Annotated in this window: 16 protein-coding genes; 9 read left to right on the top strand and 7 right to left on the bottom strand. The window is 55.9% G+C overall.

Annotated elements, in window-relative coordinates; genetic code table 11:
• Positions 1-53: 53 nt before the first annotated feature.
• Complete coding sequence (locus tag ACIRQ6_RS04050) at positions 54-614, top strand: GcrA family cell cycle regulator (RefSeq protein WP_420862857.1); 561 nt, start codon at positions 54-56, stop codon at positions 612-614.
• Positions 615-704: 90 nt separating this feature from the next.
• Here ACIRQ6_RS04050 and ACIRQ6_RS04045 read toward each other — a convergent pair whose 3' ends face one another.
• Both ACIRQ6_RS04045 and ACIRQ6_RS04040 read right to left on the bottom strand, forming a co-directional pair.
• Positions 705-2324, bottom strand: coding sequence for a Hint domain-containing protein (locus ACIRQ6_RS04045; protein ID WP_420862856.1), 1620 nt, complete (start codon positions 2322-2324; stop codon positions 705-707).
• A gap of 10 nt (positions 2325-2334) precedes the next feature.
• Positions 2335-3204, bottom strand: coding sequence for a hypothetical protein (locus ACIRQ6_RS04040; RefSeq protein WP_420862855.1), 870 nt, complete (start codon positions 3202-3204; stop codon positions 2335-2337).
• A 165-nt stretch (positions 3205-3369) separates the two neighbouring features.
• On the opposite strand from ACIRQ6_RS04040, the gene ACIRQ6_RS04035 reads away from it, so the two are divergent.
• Positions 3370-3660, top strand: a complete 291-nt coding sequence (locus ACIRQ6_RS04035) for an SCP2 sterol-binding domain-containing protein (RefSeq protein ID WP_420862854.1) — start codon at positions 3370-3372, stop codon at positions 3658-3660.
• Here the strand turns inward: ACIRQ6_RS04035 and ACIRQ6_RS04030 are convergent.
• Positions 3657-5624, bottom strand: coding sequence for an AsmA family protein (locus ACIRQ6_RS04030; RefSeq protein WP_420862853.1), 1968 nt, complete (start codon positions 5622-5624; stop codon positions 3657-3659). The two genes, ACIRQ6_RS04035 and ACIRQ6_RS04030, sit on opposite strands and share 4 nt — an antisense overlap.
• A 96-nt stretch (positions 5625-5720) precedes the next feature.
• Positions 5721-7331: a pentapeptide repeat-containing protein gene (locus ACIRQ6_RS04025; RefSeq protein ID WP_420862852.1), complete on the bottom strand. Its 1611-nt coding sequence runs from the start codon at positions 7329-7331 to the stop codon at positions 5721-5723.
• 95 nt (positions 7332-7426) lie between these two features.
• Here ACIRQ6_RS04025 and rimO point away from each other — a divergent pair, with 95 nt between their 5' ends.
• Together rimO and ACIRQ6_RS04015 are read left to right on the top strand one after the other, a co-directional pair.
• Positions 7427-8827 carry a 30S ribosomal protein S12 methylthiotransferase RimO gene (rimO, locus tag ACIRQ6_RS04020; RefSeq protein WP_420862851.1) on the top strand — a complete coding sequence of 467 codons (1401 nt, stop codon included), beginning with the start codon at positions 7427-7429 and terminating at the stop codon, positions 8825-8827.
• 225 nt (positions 8828-9052) lie between these two features.
• A complete protein-coding gene (locus ACIRQ6_RS04015) occupies positions 9053-9424 on the top strand; it encodes a hypothetical protein (protein WP_420862850.1) in 372 nt (123 codons plus the stop codon).
• A 403-nt stretch (positions 9425-9827) separates the two neighbouring features.
• Here the strand turns inward: ACIRQ6_RS04015 and ACIRQ6_RS04010 are convergent, their stop codons facing one another.
• Positions 9828-10181, bottom strand: coding sequence for a diacylglycerol kinase (locus tag ACIRQ6_RS04010; protein ID WP_420862849.1), 354 nt, complete (start codon positions 10179-10181; stop codon positions 9828-9830).
• Between the two features lie 58 nt (positions 10182-10239).
• Between ACIRQ6_RS04010 and trhA the strand changes: the two genes are divergently transcribed.
• Positions 10240-10878, top strand: a complete 639-nt coding sequence (trhA, locus tag ACIRQ6_RS04005) for a PAQR family membrane homeostasis protein TrhA (RefSeq protein ID WP_420862848.1) — start codon at positions 10240-10242, stop codon at positions 10876-10878.
• Here trhA and ACIRQ6_RS04000 read toward each other — a convergent pair.
• Positions 10870-11220 carry a YigZ family protein gene (locus ACIRQ6_RS04000; RefSeq protein ID WP_420862847.1) on the bottom strand — a complete coding sequence of 117 codons (351 nt, stop codon included), beginning with the start codon at positions 11218-11220 and terminating at the stop codon, positions 10870-10872. The two genes, trhA and ACIRQ6_RS04000, sit on opposite strands and share 9 nt — an antisense overlap.
• 140 nt (positions 11221-11360) lie before the next feature.
• On the opposite strand from ACIRQ6_RS04000, the gene ACIRQ6_RS03995 reads away from it, so the two are divergent.
• Complete coding sequence (locus ACIRQ6_RS03995) at positions 11361-11648, top strand: CBU_0592 family membrane protein (protein ID WP_420862846.1); 288 nt, start codon at positions 11361-11363, stop codon at positions 11646-11648.
• 11 nt (positions 11649-11659) lie between these two features.
• Here ACIRQ6_RS03995 and ACIRQ6_RS03990 read toward each other — a convergent pair whose 3' ends face one another.
• Complete coding sequence (locus tag ACIRQ6_RS03990) at positions 11660-12397, bottom strand: M48 family metallopeptidase (protein WP_420862845.1); 738 nt, start codon at positions 12395-12397, stop codon at positions 11660-11662.
• 118 nt (positions 12398-12515) lie between these two features.
• On the opposite strand from ACIRQ6_RS03990, the gene ACIRQ6_RS03985 reads away from it, so the two are divergent.
• Genes ACIRQ6_RS03985 through ACIRQ6_RS03975 form a run of 3 tightly spaced genes read left to right on the top strand, consistent with a single transcriptional unit; the run spans position 12516 to position 14287 of the window.
• On the top strand, positions 12516-12899 hold the full coding sequence (locus ACIRQ6_RS03985; RefSeq protein WP_420862844.1) for a thiol-disulfide oxidoreductase DCC family protein: 384 nt from the start codon (positions 12516-12518) through the stop codon (positions 12897-12899).
• Positions 12900-12938: 39 nt separating this feature from the next.
• Complete coding sequence (locus ACIRQ6_RS03980) at positions 12939-13178, top strand: hypothetical protein (RefSeq protein ID WP_420862843.1); 240 nt, start codon at positions 12939-12941, stop codon at positions 13176-13178.
• Positions 13175-14287 (top strand): class II histone deacetylase, encoded by a 1113-nt coding sequence (locus ACIRQ6_RS03975; protein WP_420862842.1) that lies wholly within the window; start codon positions 13175-13177, stop codon positions 14285-14287. Before ACIRQ6_RS03980 ends, ACIRQ6_RS03975 begins: the two co-directional genes overlap by 4 nt.
• The last annotated feature ends 214 nt before the right edge of the window (positions 14288-14501 follow it).

The raw sequence follows: 14501 nt of genomic DNA, 5'->3' as shown, positions 1-14501 counted from the left end.
AGAAACACACTCTCTGACACGCACTGCTACAGCGCCAGATTTAAGGAATTGCAATGTCTTGGACCGATGATCGCGTCGAAATCCTCAAAAAGATGTGGGGCGAAGGCCAATCCGCCAGCCAGATCGCCAAAGAACTGGGTGGCGTGACCCGAAATGCCGTGATCGGCAAAGTGCACCGTTTGGGCCTGTCCAACCGGGCTGGTACAACAGGCGCCAAAGCCGCGGCCAAGGACAAACCCAAGGCCGAGGCAAAACCAAAGGCCGCGCCCAAGCCCAAGGTCGAAGCCAAGCCCAAGGTCGAAATGGAAACCAAATCGGCCATGCCGCCCGCGCGCAAGGCGATCATTCCAGCCGGTCAACCGCTGCCACCGCAACCTTCTGCTAATGAAATCAGCCCCGAAGCATTGGCCAAGGTCAATGCGGTCGAAAAGAAGGCCAAGAAAATCAGCTTGATGGAATTGACCGAACGGACCTGCAAATGGCCCGTGGGTGATCCCGCAACCGAAGATTTCTGGTTCTGCGGTTTGGCCGTACAACCGGGCAAACCCTATTGCGAGGCCCATGTTGGCGTTGCGTTCCAGCCGATGTCATCACGGCGCGATCGCCGCCGGTAATCAACGGCAGGTCCCAACTGAATACCTCATACAATAAAGCCGCCCTGAACTGTTGGGGCGGCTTTTTTCATCTGCGCAAGTTATGCAGCGCTAGTGCAGCGACAGATCACTTTCGCGCACTTCAACGGTTTCAGAGGCTCGTCTGATTTGCGCGTCAGATACGCCCAATTCCCGTCCTTCGACAGCCGCCAGATCCTCGGCCGTTACATTTGACCGGGCCAGAATATACTCCTCGGGACGCGGCACCGCTGTCACAAAATCAAGGCACAGTGGGGCGGGCTGCGCCCCTTGCACTGCCACCAAACCATCTGCATCCAACGTGGCGCCCATAGCTGTCAGAATATCACTAATCCGCAAATCAGTGCCCGCCTCCAACAAGATCCGGCTGCCCAACCGCATCTGACCATGATCTGTCACAACCAAGCCCGCGCTGGTGCGCTGACCGGCCACAACCTGCACCACTTGATCCAACTCACTGCCTACGTCGCATCCCGTGCTGGCCCGCACTTTCGTGCCATCCACGCGCATCATGGCCCCGTCAGACCGCAAAATATCGATCATCGCCACATGCCGTCCGTCAAAAGGCCCGTCCGCGCAATAAGTGATGTGACCCGGCGTGACCATCAGACCAAACACATCCAAAATGACACTATGACGGCTCTTGAAGGTCCGCGTCACCCGCCCCGGCACAATCTCGCCCGCTGCATCGTAGGACGTCACGATGTCATCAGGTGCCACCTCTTCAATCGGTTTGAGGCTGCCATCCCACATGGTGATCATCGTCCCCGCAAGGAAACAACGCTCGCCTTCGGGAATTTGACCAACCAGCCCAAGACGCGCCAAGGCCACATCGACTATGTCAAAACCAGCGCCCTCTACCTCAAGGCGCACCTCCCTGCGTTCGCGCAATGCAGCTTCTTCGTCTCCGCTGGCAACCAAACGTTCGCCAGCACCCGCAGACCCTTCGGGCACAATCCAATAAAATTCGTCATTCGTGCGGTCATAGGTCCAGCGGCCAAATGTGTCCGAATTGCTGATAATATCGCCGTAAAACAAGCCGTCGATCACCAGCAGCGCAATCTCTTCCTTAAGATCTGCTGGCAGGGCCGAGGACAGGCCCGTGCTCACAACGGTTCGGATTTCCCCGATCGTCGCGCCCTCACCCAACTCTTGTCGCACCACAGCCATCGTCGCAATGGCTGACGACAAAAGGAATTTCTCTAGATCCGCAGGATTGGCAAGGATTTGCGCACCAACCGTAGAGCCTTGATACTCGAGGTCCCAATAATAGAACGACCCGCCCCAACCACCAATGGTCTGGTTGCCTGTGTCCAAAGCCGCCGAGATATCATTGGCCAACATATCACTCAGGGGAATAATGCCCCCGGATGCAGAAATATCCGCCAAAACTTGTCCCGCAATCGCGTTAGACGTAGCGCCGAGGTCATTGTTGAAACCGTCGAGTGCCAACCCATACGCCGAATGCGCAATGATATACGTCGAGGACAGATTGTTATCTGAAGGCGGCAACGTGCCTGTGGCCTGCTGATTGATGATCGAGGCTTGCTGGAACCAGAAATACCGATCCGTACCTTCCGTTAAATACGGCAACATTCGGTCATAGGCCCGATACAGATCAGTGCCCGAGGACAGGACCGAATTTACAAACGCCAGATCCTCGGCGGAAATATCAATTGTTTCGTTTTCCATAGTCTCTCCCTCAATTCTCTTGCCGGCGCCAGCTTACGGCCAATTCTACGGCCCGTGTCACCGGCGCGCGCCACAATGGCGTCTCGCCGCGCTGGCCCTGATCCGCTGGAAAACGGATCGCCAGAACCAATTGTGCCGCGCGGTCCCACACATGTCCCGCACAAAGCGGGTTTATCGCAGGCTGGCCGCCGCGCCGCTCGACGCAGACAAGCATTACCGCCAAATCCCCGTCGTCATGATAGACACCGTAATTCTTGGTGCCTGTTATGGGACCATTAAGCGAATGCTCGGTCCCCGCAATCTTTTGCGTCGCAACCGATCCCGTCAGCGCCAGGGCATTGGTCGCCCGCCGAAACCGCCGTGTTGCCTCATCATCCTCGGCCCCGTCGCCGCCGGGCCACAAAACGCCAAAACGCACCACATAGTCTTCGGCCTCGGGGGCCGCGCGTCCGGCCTCGCAAGGGCGCAAATACGGGCTTTGCGCCATATTGCGCTCGACAATCCGGCCCGAGGGCATCCAAAATGCAAAGGGATCCGTACGTGCAGGTGAAATTGACGTGACGTTTATCGGGCGCTCTTGGGCCTTTAGATCCTGAGCGCGTTCAGCAATCATCGCCTCCGCCCGATCTTTATCAGGCCATGGGTTGCGATACCCCAAAGGCATCTCAAACCGCACGCCACCCAGCGTTACAGCCGCATCCGTGTCCAAAGCAGGCCCAAGGCCAAAAGCCTCACCAGTTACAGAACTTACGGAAACAAAGGTGTTTTGTGCAATAGGGGCATCGATTTGGGCCCAAGCCGGACAGCGGCCTGACCCGGCCTGCGCGACACCAACCGCCAATACACTTACCACCAAAGGACCAAAGATACGCTTTATCATAACGCAGCCAATAGGTGATCTGCGCAGCTCAGAGTCAACCGTTAACAGATTGAAAACCGACATAAACTATCCGCTCGGGGCCAAAACGCGCCCAGAATGAGGGTTGCATTGCGACCGCAGCCTCGCCATCCCCAAAGAACCGCCCGCACCAAAGGAGCCGCGCACATGTCCCCCATCCTCACTGAATTCGTTGAAACGCTGCACCCAAAGGCCGCTGGCATCATCAAGGGCACAGCACGCCTTGATATCACTGGCGAGGGCTCGGTCTTTTTGGATGACACCGGTGCCAGCCTCAGCGATGCCGAGGCTGACGTGGCCCTCAAAGCGTCCGAAGCTGTGTTTCGTGCCATCCTCAGTGGCGATCAGAACCCCATGACGGCCTATATGACCGGCAAGCTCAAGGTCGACGGCAACGCCATGCGCGCCCTCAAAATCAGCGAACTTCTGACGGCCTAATTGCCACCCAGTAAGTTGCGCAACCCGTTGCCCAGCTCCTGTTCCAGCTTTTTCTTAAGAACGTCTTCGGCGCTGTCTCCCTCTTCCAAGGTCACGCCCAACTTTTTCTGAACTTCATCGGCCACTTCTTGGCGCGCCCGTTCTTTGGCCTTTTCGACCTCTGCTTCGGCGCGGGCTTTGGCCTTTTCGACCTCTTTGTCGATGTCCGCCTGAAGCGTCTGTTTCAACGCCGCCTCAAGATCAGGCCGGATCTTGGGACTGGACCATGGGCCTTGGATCCGCACCGGAAAGATCAGGTCATTGCCATCCGCAGCCTTTGGAAAGGACGGAATCACAGTGTAATCAAGGCTTTGCTGGCCAAGGTCGACCTTTCCATTGCCCGTGGCGGAAAACTGAGGCAATGCCGCCTGCAGATCGGAATTGCGCAGCACACCGCCATCAATTGTATAACTGGCTGTGACACTGTCAAAAATGGTCGACCCGCCATCGCTGCCTTGGTTCAAAAACAGATCCGCCAAGGCCAGTCCACGCACTTCACCATTGTTCAGCGCCAGATTGCCCGACCCACGCATACCGCTCATAATCGCCTGCATCGTATTGCCAACCACCAGCACATCGACGCTTGCGTTGCCTGTACCGCTGACCCGGTCGTAGCCCGCCAAACTGCCCAAAAGCTGGCGCATATTGATGCTGGCCGCAGTGGCTTTCGCCGACATGGACAGCCCGTTGCGGTTGTTGGCCACAAAGCGCCCCGTGACGCTGCCCCCAAAGCCTTGGGCACTGTTCAAATCGATCACGCCGCGGGCCGCATCGACCACCACATTGGCCCCAATGCCCGTCAGGCTGATCTCACCAGCCTTGATGCCGGCGATACTCAGGGCCAGATCCGCATTGGCCGCACTCAGCGCACTGGCATCAATCGGCGCCGTGGACCAACCACTGCCCGAGGCACTGCTTTCGCCACCCATAAACGGCGTCAGATCAAGGGTGGATGTGGTCAGCGAGCCACTGATCTTGGGCGTCGCCGCCAGCAGCACATTCAGATTGCCGCTGATCTTGGTCCCTTCCAAGTCTGCATTCAGGTTTTGTACGGTCAGGGCCGAGGATGATTTCAGCCCCAGCGATCCAGTGATCCGCCCAGCGCGCCCGAACCCTTGGGGAAGGCTCACAGCCGTCAGGCCCAACGACTGCATGAACTTCGCCGTGCTTGCGATATTGGCGTCAAACTTGCCCGCCGCAGATCCGTCCATGGCCGCGACCCCGTCGAATTTCAGGCTGGAGGATCCCGCAGTCAGATCGGCCACAACGCCCGTGTTCGCCCCATCAAGGAAGCTTTGGACGGAGGCCACGCGCCCAGATAATTGCAACGGATCCCCGCCGCGCCGATACGTGATGTCAAAATCCAACGGCCCTGCCATATCGGGCGCTCTGATCGCGACATCGATATCACTGACCTCCACGTTCGAGCCGTTCGAGCGGTCAATAAACCGGATCGCCGCATCGGTCAGAGACAGGTTTTCTAGGGATATGGTACGCGCAGGGGCCTCAGCGCTGGCTTGGGTTTCAGCCACAGGCGCCTCGTCAAAGAACGACCAGTTTACTTTGCCATCCGCTGCCGTTTCCAACAGCACTTGCGGCGAGACGGCCGTGATATCGCCGATTAACAAATCCCCGGACAACAAGCCGCGCACATCTAGCGCCACATTCAGGCTTTCGGCCTTCAGGATCGGACCGCCATCGGACCACGCCGCGTTCGAGATAGTGACAGGCCCCGTCGACAGGCCAATCTGCGGGAAAAACGAGGGCTTGACCGCGCCCTCAAAGGTCACCTGACGACCCGTCGCCGCCTCAATCTGGGTCTCCAGCAGTGCTGCCATCCGCTCGGACGGCAAAAACACCACAAGGCCCACGGCAAACAGCGCCAAGACCACTACAAACCCAATTAACCTAAATATCCACCGCATCGCCCGTCTCCAGAATTCTAATGTCTGTTGTTGGAACCAACATAAGCCCCCACAGACCCAACACCAACCCCGACAAAAGGTTTCATAGCGGGGAATTTATCGCAGCCTGAACCTTTGACGCAGACCAAGACCGAGGAAAAAGAGAAAGAAAAAACCAAGGATGGTTTGAACTGATGACAGAAACTTCAATCCTACACGCAACGCATCCATATACTCGCTACCAAAGTACAGCCTCTGAAAACCAAATATTTTGAAAATGTTGGCAAAGGACAGGCTGAAAGGTTCATGCCACGAGGGCACCTTACCCGGCAGATGATACAATTGAGAAAATTCAGCCGTAAATATCAAAGCCCCGATGAACCAAAGTACAAACAAGCAAATAACAGGGCGCGCAACACTGCATCCATAATCAGACACCCACCGGAAAACCTCATATGGAAACTTGTCCCACCACCCCCCTATTTGGCGCGCACATTCCATTTCGCGACGGAAAAAGAAATGTTCGTCTTCAGGAAAGCCCTGCTTTGAGACAGTGTGACGCGCAACGCTTGCAGAGTTTTTCCAAACCTTAGCCTCCGATTGATCCCTTGGAAAACGGTTAGGCCAAAATTCATCTTCCGCTGAAAACAGGACTGAGTCGGGCAATACTGTGTTGGAAAACCGTGGGAACTCATTGCAGAAACGAGTTTGAGCAAACGAAACGGGCGCTTCGAAAATAGTCTCGTCAAATCGAATGGAACTTTGGTTTTTCTTGCTAGGCCCCTTAAAAAACGCGTTAACGAAAGTGACTGATTTCGAGAAAATTGCCGTTGTAAAATCGACCGAACTCCCAAATCCGGCCCCAGCAAAAACTGCGGTGCCGTGAAACGTGCTTCCTGAGCATGAGAACGGCCCTTTGATCTCTGCCAGTTGGAAATCTGCTTTTTTGGAAAAGTCACACTGTGAAAATTCAGCACGGCCACCAAATTTGGCCGATTTGAAAATCGCGTCGTCGTCAAAGTTCGCGCCGGCAAAATCAGCTTTTGAAGCGACATGAATGCAATTGAATGTTGCAGGCCCAGAGATGTCGGCATTTTGCGCAACAATTTTGCCCCCAATAAGACTGTGTTCTAGATCGAAACCACCAGAAAAATCACCACGCTTTATATTCAGATTAGCGTGTAAGGTTATGTCTGAGGCATGAAAACCTGTTCCGATATTGGCTCTCTCTAAATCTAGCTGCCCCTTTATTATAGTTCCCGAAAAACTCAATTTCCCCTGAAGCCTCAGTTTTCTCATTGAAACGTTTTTTTCAAATCGACTGAGAAATAAATTGGCATTTCCAAGAAAGAAATACCCGTCGGTAACTAAATTATGTTCGAAGTGCACCTCATTAAGATCTACTGTACCCGTAAGACTTTCCCCACGATCCAAGTAACCTTTAAAAATCGCCAGACGTTCGGCCCTTTGCCCGACGTTCAATTTTCTTTTGCCCGAGCGATCTGTAATTTTTGAATTGCCCCCCAAGGTCTCCGCCAATGCCAACGGCGTCTCTTCTCGAACTCTTTCTTCGAGGTTGGGAAGTCGCCTAGACTCGAAATTCAATTCATTCCAAAACTCCGCATTCGCTTTGTGAAGCTCCCAATCAACCTCATCCCCATCCTGCTCCCCATAATACGTCATCAGCACATACCAAGGGTTCTCATTTGCAGGTCTCAAATCGGCCATCACACATCACTCCCCATACCCCACAACTTTACCGCGACCCGTTCAGAAACGTCCACCCCTAGCCATTTCTCCCTGCTCAAACTATACCCGCGCTTATGGCTCAGAACCCTCCCAACCTCCGTCCCGATCTGGCTCCTAAGGCCCGCATTCCTGACCCCAAACGCACGGGTCAGCCGACCCTGGGCATGGTCTCTCTTGGCTGCCCCAAGGCCCTTGTGGACAGCGAGCGGATCCTGACGCGGCTGCGGGCCGAAGGCTATGCGATCTCGCCTGATTATGCGGGCGCCGATGCGGTGATCGTCAACACCTGCGGCTTTCTGGACAGTGCCAAACTGGAAAGCTTGGACGCCATCGGTGAGGCCCTGCAGGAAAACGGCAAGGTCGTCGTCACCGGCTGTTTAGGCGCGGAGCCTGACTATATCCGTCAGCACCACCCCAACATTCTGGCCGTCACAGGGCCGCACCAATATGAGCAGGTTCTGGACGCGGTTCATGCCGCTGTGCCCCCAGCACCTGACCCCTATATCGACCTGCTGCCTGCCACGGGCGTCAGCCTGACACCGCGCCATTACAGCTATCTGAAGATCTCGGAAGGCTGCAATCACAAGTGCAAGTTCTGCATCATCCCCGACATGCGCGGGCTGCTGCAATCGCGCCCCGCCCACGCAGTGTTGCGCGAGGCGGAAAAGCTGGTTGAGGCTGGCGTGAAGGAACTGTTGGTGATCAGCCAAGATACTTCTGCCTACGGCCTTGATCGCCGCTATGATATGAACCCGTGGAAGGGTGGCGAGGTACGCAGCCATATCAACGATCTGGCGCGCGAATTGGGCCAGTTGGGCGCGTGGGTGCGGCTGCATTACGTCTACCCCTACCCCCATGTGCGCGACCTTATCCCGCTAATGGCCGACCCCGACAGCGGCGTGTTGCCTTACCTCGACATCCCTTTCCAGCACTCGCATCCCGATGTCTTGAAACGCATGGCCCGACCTGCGGCGTCTGCACGGACATTGGACGAGATCGCCGCTTGGCGTGCCACCTGCCCCGACATCACCCTGCGCTCGACCTTTATCGTGGGCTACCCGGGCGAGACAGAGGCCGAATTCCAACATCTGCTGGACTGGCTGGACGAGGCGCAATTGGATCGCGTCGGCTGCTTCCAATACGAAAACGTCGACGGGGCGCGCTCAAACGCCCTGCCGGATCACGTGGCCCCAGAAGTCAAACAAGAACGCTGGGATCGGTTCATGGAACGCGCCCAAGCAATCTCCGAAGCGAAACTACAGGCCAAAGTGGGCCAAACTCTGGAAGTCATCGTCGACGACATCGACACCGACGGCATCGCGACCTGTAGAACATGGAGCGACGCCCCCGAGATCGACGGGAACCTGTTTATCGACGAACGGACCGAAGGGTTGAGCGTCGGGGATGTAGTGAGCGTTGAAGTGGACGAGGCCGGGGAATATGACTTGTGGGGGGGGGTGGCGTCCCGGAAATGATCCGGGGGATCATTTCGCCAAACAACGGGCGGAGCCCCAAGCGTTCAATAAGCCTAAGGGCAGCGCCTGACCCTAGGGCGAAGGCCGTCTTGCAAACGCTCTAGCAGAGCGTTTGAGGCCGCAGCGTGCAACAGCACGAGGGGGCACAAAGTGCGCCCTCCCCAAAGGAAGGTCAGGCGCGGCCCGAGACGGATTTTCGGGCAACACTAATGAAAGGCTGGACGCATGTCGGAATTTGACGATATTGTAAAACGCCTCGTAGGCGTACGGGACGCGGCTATCAAATACACTGCTTATACGCGATATATCTGCGTCAATTCTGAAGCTTACCGCAAATTTGATAATAGTAGAGCTGGCAACATTTGTCAGCTTCACAACGTGACTTGCCAATCCTGCCTCATACTATTTTGTGCAAAAGTCTGGGAGGGGGACCACAGAAAGAGTACAGCGAACCCTAACCCGCAAAAGAGTACCCCCCAGTCTATTCCGCATGCAGCAAGAGCACTCGACACACTTGGTGTGAGCAAAATTTGGAAAAATGCCTCAAAGGAGCAGATAGAACAGTTTTCGCAGGATTATGCCATTGCCTATCAATGACAAGACAGTCGTGGCGCCATCCGGATAATGAGATCGGAAAACTTGGCGCACTTGTTGCTAGATAGCCAAGATCGTAAGAACATTCTTCGAAATCGCTCTGATATTCCTTCGGTTACAATTTTCGATCTTTGCGACTTAGCTGAGGCCTCTATTCGGCTCATAGATCAATTGGCATATCTAAGCGCTGGCAATGGCTATTCTTTCGATGATACGTATAGGATCGCTTGGGGAGACTGCGAAGCGTATTTCAACGGTCTTCCAAACTTTAGCCAACTAGAAAATCAGCAGTTTCGTTGATTGCCCGACGCAGTCGGGTAGCGCCCGGACCTCCCCCATGGGGAGGGCGCTTTCGCACCCACCACGAGGTCCAGACGGGTCTCGTTGCATCAGTTCCGCAAAAGGGTCACCACACCAAAACACACAGCCAAGCAACCCCTCCGGCCACGGCAGCCAAAGCAACCCCTGCGCTGGCGGCGTCTTTGGCTTGACCACCGAGGGCTGTGTGGTCCTCACCGAACATATCGACCACGCGTTCGATCCCAGTATTCAGACATTCTGCCGCCAATACCAGAACGCCCAAGCCCAAAATCAAGCCACGCTCGGATCCTGACAGGGGCAACGCCAAGGCCAAAGTGGCAGAGGCAATATTGATCAAACTCCAGAACCGAAAGCTGGGTTCTGCCCTCCAAACATGACGCACCCCTTGCCAGCTAAAACGGCATCGGTTCACCAAACGCGTCCATTCTAAACGTAGCATTGCGCACTCCCCCAACGTCACACTTCATATCTTAAACATTTGCGTCCACACTCAGACCATGGCTCAACACAGCAGTGATATATACCCTGTTTATTCCGCACCAGAACGCTGGGCAGACGGGATCATCCATGCACTCGGTATCATCGGATCTATTGGTGCCACGGCGGTCTTGCTGAACCTTACGCCGATGCACACAGGCATCTTGCTGCTCTATGGGCTCATCATGGTCACGGCGTTCACAGCCTCGGCCGCCTATCACATGACCCCTTGGGAGCAGATCCGCCCTACCCTCAGACGGTTTGACCATGCCACAATTTTCCTGAAAATCGCAGGGACCTACACGCCGCTGGTCGTCCTGATCGGTACGACCTTCAGCTACGTGATCCTCGCCATCGTCTGGGCCATTGCCCTCTTTGGCGTCGCGAAAAAGCTGTTCTTTTGGTCGCGGCCCGGCATGTCCTCGACCCTGCTCTACCTTGGGATGGGATGGCTGAGCGTGACCCTTGCGTGGCCCATGATCCAAGCCCTGCCCACATCGGCTGCATGGCTGATCGCCGCAGGGGGCCTGACCTACACCGTCGGCGTGATCTTTTATAAATGGGAAAGCCTGAAGTTTTCCAATGCCATATGGCATGGCTTTGTCCTAAGCGCATCTGCGTGCTTTTTCGCAGCGATCCTGATAAGCGAATTAGCCTAAACCGTCCAGATAGGCCCGCACGCAGGTCTGCACATGGCGGAACCTGTCGCCGCCCAGCTTCACACCGCCGTACCAGCGCGTCACCACCACGATATGATCGGTCAGACCCTCGCGTTCCAGCATCCGCAAGATCACCATCCCGGCGCCACTTTCCCCATCGTCCCCCTTGAGGCCCCCATCAGCCAAAAGCACCGCATAAGTGTTGTGCGTAGCCTTTGCATATTTCTTTGCCCGCTTAAGCTGCTTGAGGAACGCATCGACCTCGGCGCGAGTGCGCACCACCCCGCCAGAGACCGCATATTTCGATCCCTTGTCGGTCAAAACTCCCTCTAATTGCAGCATCTGCGATCCCATATGCGGTAGTTCATGTCCGGTATTCCATACCTGTTTTTACCAAAAGGTCAGGAATGCCCCACCTGACCTAAGGTACGTTTCATTTTATACCCCAAACCAGTTCATATATTTTAAGAACGGACGTCAAAATGACTTTTTCAACCTTTACCGATCTACATTTTCTAGAAGTCGCAGGTGTTGCCGGATTTTGTCTTTACGTTGTCAATTATTCCTTGCTGACGTTCAAAATCATCAGCGCAGGACATAAACTGTTCTTTGCCCTGAACGGCACCGCGGCGGCTTTGGTCCTGATGGGATTGATGGTCAGCTTCAATCTGGCCTCGGCGATGATCCAAGTATTTTGGATCACCATTTCAATTATCGGCATCCTGATCCGGTTGCGCCCACAAAAACACGTCCCAACCCCACTGGCCTAACGTTCTCCCTGTTATTTCAGGCCAGCGGCCACGCGTCGCACGGTTTCCAATCGTGCGGCGTTCGGCGGGTGGGTGCCCAAAAACTTGTCCCCAGGATCCGGGATCCGGCCAAAAAACGCACTGCCACGCACGGGATCAAAGCCGGCCTTGTGGGCGATAATGGTCCCAAGGCTGTCGGCTTCCAATTCAAAATCTTTGGAGAAACTGCGCGCACCCACAGCAGCCCCCAGTTTTTGCGCGGATTCGACAGAACTGGGATCAACGCCCGTGATCGCGGCCAATCCGCCAAACACCACTGCCCCCGTCACAGCCGCTTGGCGCTGCCGTTCAAGATGCAATTCGATGTGGTGCGCTGCCTCATGCCCCATCACAAAAGCCAGCTCGTCTTGGTTTTGCGCCCGCGCGATCAGGCCTAAGGTAAACGCAATGATTGGTCGGCCCGATTTGTCGACCGTCTGAAAGGCGTTGGGCGGTTGATTGGGCCGGTCGTCCACCACGATCTTAAAATCACAATTGCGGCCCTTTGTGCGCGCGCGGCATTCTGCCTCGGCCACAGGTTCGGTCCGGTTGACCACAGCCACAAAATCCCGCGCCATCTGGCTTTCGCTACGCTTGCTGGTGGGGGCGGTTTGTTTGGGCGACGGCGCAGAGGTCGCCGTCGGGCTCGTCGGGCCCGAGCCACTTTGCGGGCTGATCGTACACGCACTCAGGGCAAGCGCCCCAAGGACTATAATAAACTTTGCCGTCATAGCATCCTCACTCTGCGGATCTGATATAAACCTAGCACGTCACGCCAAAACCACTAGTCCGTTTCCCCTGCGACACTATTAGCCTTGGCAAAACCCGCAACGCACTTACTTCATGTCCATGGAAAACACTGATCAAACCTGCGTCATCTATAATGGCTCTTGCCCGATTTGTTCACGCGAAGTGGATGTCTACAAAGACGTCAGCACACGCGCTGGTTTGGACATCGCCTATCACGACTTGGGCGAAACGGATCTGGATCGCTTTGGCCTGACCCCAGATGCCGCTGCGCGCGAATTTCATGTGCTCAAAGCCGGGACACTTTATAAAGGTCTGCCAGCCTTCGTGCAGCTTTGGTCTGATTTGCCCCGCTGGCGCTGGCTGGCCCGCGCCGTCCAGATCCCTGTGATCTGGCAACTGGCCAATCTGGCCTACCGGTTTATTGCAGCCCCTGCCCTTTATGCCATGCACAAACGCAGACAAAGACGCGCCGCACAGGCCTAAGCATCTGGACAGCTTCGGCGCGCCTGCTAGGCTGGTCGCATGTTTACCATCGAACACGAATTTGACGCCACCGTAGTGACCCTTGTGGACGACGGCGGCGCCCCTTTGCGCGAGGACGTCATCGTCACTGCGTTTGAGGACTGCGTCACTGTCGAACAACTGGACCCGCGCACGGATCGCGTGCAAAAGATCACGCTATCTCTGGCACAGCTTTATGAACTGGGGGCAGCTATGGACCTGCCAGAAGGCGTTTATGCCCTCTCGGGCAAACCGAAATGAGTGTGCCGCGAAAAACGGGCTTTTTCTGGGACGAACGCTGCTTTTGGCATGCAGGCGGCAACTATGCCTTCACCCTGCCCTTGGGCGGTTTGGTTCAGCCCTTGGCCGCCGGAGGCCTTCCCGAAAGTCCCGAGACCAAGCGCCGCCTCAAGAACCTCATCGATGTAACGGGCCTGTCAAATGAGCTAGCGATGCAAACAGCCCCGGCCGCCACAGTGCAGGACATCTGCCGCGTCCATCCCGCAGATTTTGTCGCCAAGTTCCGTGAACTGTCGGCCAATGGCGGTGGGGAATTGGGCATGCGGACCCCCTTTACCCAAGACGGGTTTGATCATGCGGCCCTCTCGGCTGGCCTGGCCACTGGTGCCCTGCGCGCAGTGTTGCGCGGCGGGATGGACAACGCCTATGCACTATCACGGCCCCCCGGCCATCATTGCCTGCCGGATTTTCCCAACGGCTTTTGCCTTTTGGCCAATATCGCTATCGCCATTCGTGCCGCACAAGCTGACGGTCTGACCCAACGCGTTGCCGTTCTGGATTGGGACGTGCACCACGGCAATGGCACCGAGGCCGTGTTCTACGAAGATCCTGACGTTCTGACCATTTCCATGCACCAAGATCGCAACTACCCGGTCGATACGGGCGATTTTGCCGATCAAGGGGCGGGCGCTGGCCTCGGCACGAACCTGAATATCCCTTTGCCCCCCGGATGTGGTCACGTGGCCTATATGGATGCCATGCAACGTTTGGTCAGCCCCGCCATTCGTGCGTTCAAACCGGACGTCATAATAGTGGCCTGCGGATTTGATGCAGCCGCTGTCGATCCTTTGGGGCGCATGCTGGCCTCGGCAGAAACTTTTCGCGCCCTAACCGAAGAAACTCAGGCCTTGGCCGATGATTTATGCGCTGGCAAATGGATTGCAGTACATGAAGGCGGCTATTCCGAGGTCTATGTACCCTTTTGTGGCCATGCAGTGCTGCAACAAATGTCCGGCAGCACGATAAATGCCCCTGATCCGCTGGCCCAAACCCTTGAGTCGCGCCAGCCCAGCCCCGAATTCGACCGCTTTGTGGCGGATTTGATCAGCCAAATGGCAGCGGCGCTGTAAAAAACACCCTCACAAAACATGTGATCCGCGTGGGATCTTGACGCATTTTGCGGGCGATTTTGTAACATTTCACCCGGCGGGCCTTGTTTATAGGGGCGCAAATGGTTTCGCGTCTCACGTCACGGTGATGTGCATATGCGCACAGTACGCGGATATTTCTGCCTGTGTACTGGCACCACTGCAGCCCCTAAATCTAGCTCATCGAACGGCGCAC

It is taken from the genome of Algirhabdus cladophorae (genome assembly GCF_044772865.1).
GTDB lineage: Bacteria > Pseudomonadota > Alphaproteobacteria > Rhodobacterales > Rhodobacteraceae > Algirhabdus > Algirhabdus cladophorae.
Note: the sequence above shows the minus strand (reverse complement) of the source record. Positions and strands in the feature narration are given on the sequence as shown.

What these genes read in the sequence shown, in the direction of transcription:
- trhA (WP_420862848.1), top strand. Translation starts at nt 10,240, where the DNA reads ATGGCTCAACACAGCAGTGATATATACCCTGTTTATTCCGCACCAGAA.
- ACIRQ6_RS04000 (WP_420862847.1), bottom strand. Translation starts at nt 11,220, where the DNA reads ATGCTGCAATTAGAGGGAGTTTTGACCGACAAGGGATCGAAATATGCG.
- ACIRQ6_RS04045 (WP_420862856.1), bottom strand. Translation starts at nt 2,324, where the DNA reads ATGGAAAACGAAACAATTGATATTTCCGCCGAGGATCTGGCGTTTGTA.
- ACIRQ6_RS04040 (WP_420862855.1), bottom strand. Translation starts at nt 3,204, where the DNA reads ATGATAAAGCGTATCTTTGGTCCTTTGGTGGTAAGTGTATTGGCGGTT.
- ACIRQ6_RS04010 (WP_420862849.1), bottom strand. Translation starts at nt 10,181, where the DNA reads ATGCTACGTTTAGAATGGACGCGTTTGGTGAACCGATGCCGTTTTAGC.
- ACIRQ6_RS04015 (WP_420862850.1), top strand. Translation starts at nt 9,053, where the DNA reads ATGTCGGAATTTGACGATATTGTAAAACGCCTCGTAGGCGTACGGGAC.
- ACIRQ6_RS03990 (WP_420862845.1), bottom strand. Translation starts at nt 12,397, where the DNA reads ATGACGGCAAAGTTTATTATAGTCCTTGGGGCGCTTGCCCTGAGTGCG.
- ACIRQ6_RS03995 (WP_420862846.1), top strand. Translation starts at nt 11,361, where the DNA reads ATGACTTTTTCAACCTTTACCGATCTACATTTTCTAGAAGTCGCAGGT.
- ACIRQ6_RS04050 (WP_420862857.1), top strand. Translation starts at nt 54, where the DNA reads ATGTCTTGGACCGATGATCGCGTCGAAATCCTCAAAAAGATGTGGGGC.
- ACIRQ6_RS03985 (WP_420862844.1), top strand. Translation starts at nt 12,516, where the DNA reads ATGGAAAACACTGATCAAACCTGCGTCATCTATAATGGCTCTTGCCCG.
- rimO (WP_420862851.1), top strand. Translation starts at nt 7,427, where the DNA reads ATGGCTCAGAACCCTCCCAACCTCCGTCCCGATCTGGCTCCTAAGGCC.
- ACIRQ6_RS03975 (WP_420862842.1), top strand. Translation starts at nt 13,175, where the DNA reads ATGAGTGTGCCGCGAAAAACGGGCTTTTTCTGGGACGAACGCTGCTTT.
- ACIRQ6_RS04030 (WP_420862853.1), bottom strand. Translation starts at nt 5,624, where the DNA reads ATGCGGTGGATATTTAGGTTAATTGGGTTTGTAGTGGTCTTGGCGCTG.
- ACIRQ6_RS04025 (WP_420862852.1), bottom strand. Translation starts at nt 7,331, where the DNA reads ATGGCCGATTTGAGACCTGCAAATGAGAACCCTTGGTATGTGCTGATG.
- ACIRQ6_RS04035 (WP_420862854.1), top strand. Translation starts at nt 3,370, where the DNA reads ATGTCCCCCATCCTCACTGAATTCGTTGAAACGCTGCACCCAAAGGCC.
- ACIRQ6_RS03980 (WP_420862843.1), top strand. Translation starts at nt 12,939, where the DNA reads ATGTTTACCATCGAACACGAATTTGACGCCACCGTAGTGACCCTTGTG.